This is a genomic window from Paenibacillus oenotherae (assembly GCF_019443105.1).
In the GTDB taxonomy this organism is placed as follows: domain Bacteria; phylum Bacillota; class Bacilli; order Paenibacillales; family Paenibacillaceae; genus Paenibacillus_Z; species Paenibacillus_Z oenotherae.
Window position 1 is genome coordinate 1 of record NZ_JAHZIJ010000084.1, and the last position, 558, is coordinate 558.

The 558-nt window shown below is 62.4% G+C and carries 1 protein-coding gene; it reads left to right on the top strand.

Features of this window, described 5'->3' with window-relative positions; genetic code table 11:
- Positions 1 to 558, top strand: a 558-nt coding sequence (locus K0T92_RS24675; RefSeq protein WP_219875276.1) for a condensation domain-containing protein, incomplete at both ends; no start/stop codon positions are given.

Sequence of the window (558 nt, forward strand, 5' to 3'; positions counted from 1 at the left end):
CGTATTACCCGGTATCGTCGGCGCAGCGGCGGATGTATATCCTGAATCAGCTGGAAGGCGCGCAGACGAGCTACAATATGCCGGGGGTTTACATGGTGGAAGGCGAGCTGGACACGAAGCGGATGGAAGGCGCGCTGCGGGAACTGGTCCGCCGCCACGAATCGCTGCGGACCTCGTTCGAGCTGGTGGAAGGGGAGCCGGTGCAGCGGGTGCACGCGGAAGTGCTGTTCGCCTTGGAAGAGCAGGAGCTGGAAGGGGCGGAAACGGCGGAAGCCGCGATCGAAGCGTTCGTTCGACCGTTCGAGCTGAGCGAAGCGCCGCTGTTCCGTGCGCGCGTGGTGAAGCTGGCGGAGGAAGGCAAGCGTCTGTTCATGTACGATATGCACCATATCATATCAGACGGAGTCTCGATGCAAGTGCTGGTGGAAGAATTCGCGCGGCTGTACGGCGGCGAGGAGCTGCCTGCGCTGCGGATCCAATACAAGGACTACGCAGTCTGGCAGCGGGAGCGGCTGAGCGGGGAAGAGCTGAAGCGTCAGGAAACGTACTGGCTGGAGC